The following is a 1,775-nucleotide window of genomic DNA, read 5'->3' on the forward strand; positions in this document are numbered from 1 at the left end:
ATTCCGCCCGAGCCCGACTGCTCGCGGCTGACCGAGACGGGCGAGAAATAATCGGCGATGCCCTTGCGCTGGTCCGAGGTGGTGACGTTCAGCAGCCACAGCAGCAGGAAGAAGGCCATCATCGCGGTCACGAAGTCGGCATAGGCCACCTTCCACGCGCCACCATGGTGGCCGCCGTGCCCGCCCTTCTTCTTCTTGATGATGATCGGCCGCTCGTCGCCGCCGGAATTCCCGCTCATGCCCTGGCCGTGGCGAATGGTTCACAGCCCGAAGGCCGATTTCCCGTGTCCGATTTCCGGGCGCGGCGCCGCGGTGAAAGCGGCGGCCGACAACCGCGGCAGAACCCTGACCGGGTTTCATTAACATCCGTTTAACGACGTTGTCCGTACCACCGGTGAGGCGCATGGACGGCGGGGGTTGAGAGGAGATGCGGCTTGCACCGGGTGGCGTGCTGGATTAATTCCCGGTATTTCCTACCTTGTGTGTCACCTTCGGCCGCTGCCCGGCGCCGTACAGTGCTGCCCCCCTCCACCCAGGCCCACACCACAGGACGTCATGATCACCGACCAGCCGATCGATCCCCTTGCGTTCCGCTCCGCCCTCGGCTGCTTCGCCACCGGGATCGCCGTGATCACCACCATCGCGCCCGACGGGCTGCCGCTGGGGGTTACGGTGAATTCCTTCTCGTCGGTGTCGCTCGATCCGCCGCTGGTGCAGTTCTGCCTGGGCCGTGCCGCGATGTCCTTCGAGGCATTCAACGCCGCGCCGCATTTCGCGGTGAACATCCTGGCCGCCGATCAGGAGGAGTTGTCGAACCGCTTCTCGCGCCGCGACCTGCAGGAGCGCTGGACCGGGTTGGAGGTCGTCACCGGCCGTGGCGGGGTCCGTCTGCTGCCCGGCTGCCTCGCCACGCTGGAATGTGACCGCGAGCATCTGCTGGACGGCGGCGACCACGTCATCGTGGTGGGCCGCGTCCGCAAGCTCACCTCGCGCGACAGCGGCGACCCGCTGCTGTATTTCCGCGGCCGCTACGCCCGGCTGGCCTGATCGATTCCCTACCCCGCCGCCCGATGGAGGTCTCGGCCGGTGAGGTGGATGTTTGCATCCGGGTCGAGCGCGCGGGCCATGATGCGCTGCTCGGTCGCCCGCTCGAACAGAGGGCGGTTCATGCAGACCTGCTGAACCGCCTCGTCGGGTTTGGGCGTATGCCCCACGATGCCCTGCAAGGTGCGGCGGGTGACGAACACCCGGCCCTGATATTCCCCGACCTGCACCGCGAATTCCACGGCGTCGGCCTCCTCGTTCCAGAAGGGGTCATCGGGAAACAGGAAGATGGGCATCGGGTCCTCAATCGCCAGGGGGATCGGCAGAAATCACTTCAGGACATAGGTGATATCATAGCCGCTGCGTTTGAAGCGCGTCTTCAGCAACGTGCCGTCCGCCGCATACCAGAGGTCGCGCTCCACATCGCCCTCGATACGATGATGAGCCGCCTCCAGCGCCTTGCCGCCGGCCTCCACCGTTTCCGAACCCACCTTGCGAGCCGCCACCTTGTAGGGGGCCGCGTCGATCACCGATAGAAGCTCCCGGTGCTTCAGCACGTCCGGCGTCCACAAGGTCAGCGGCAGGACACCCGCCGCAGCCTGCCGGGTCTTGCCGTCCACCGTCAGACGGTAGCCGCCGGCCTCGCGCGCCATCTCGATCCTGTGCGGCGTACCATCGTCGTCGGTGGTGGCGCTCATCGAGTCCAGCACCCCCGCCTTTCCACATCTCCT

General features: G+C 66.4%; 4 protein-coding genes. 1 reads left to right on the forward strand and 3 read right to left on the reverse strand.

Annotated elements, in window-relative coordinates; all coding sequences use genetic code 11:
* The coding region (locus I71_RS29150; protein ID WP_042702612.1) for a flagellar motor protein MotB at positions 1-239 on the reverse strand (239 nt) is incomplete at its 3' end.
* Between the two features lie 316 nt (positions 240-555).
* Between I71_RS29150 and I71_RS29155 the strand changes: the two genes are divergently transcribed.
* The gene (locus I71_RS29155) at positions 556-1,047 is read left to right on the forward strand and encodes a flavin reductase family protein (protein ID WP_042702615.1); all 492 of its coding nucleotides are present in this window, start codon (positions 556-558) and stop codon (positions 1,045-1,047) included.
* A gap of 8 nt (positions 1,048-1,055) precedes the next feature.
* On the opposite strand, the gene I71_RS29160 is transcribed toward I71_RS29155, so the two are convergent.
* Together I71_RS29160 and I71_RS29165 are read right to left on the reverse strand one after the other, a co-directional pair.
* A complete protein-coding gene (locus I71_RS29160) occupies positions 1,056-1,340 on the reverse strand; it encodes a DUF1488 domain-containing protein (protein ID WP_042702619.1) in 285 nt (94 codons plus the stop codon).
* A gap of 33 nt (positions 1,341-1,373) precedes the next feature.
* A partial coding sequence (locus tag I71_RS29165; RefSeq protein WP_042702622.1) for a DUF6134 family protein occupies positions 1,374-1,775 on the reverse strand: 402 nt, incomplete at its 5' end.

The sequence above is a fragment of the Azospirillum sp. B506 genome, from assembly GCF_000333595.1.
Taxonomy (GTDB): domain Bacteria; phylum Pseudomonadota; class Alphaproteobacteria; order Azospirillales; family Azospirillaceae; genus Azospirillum.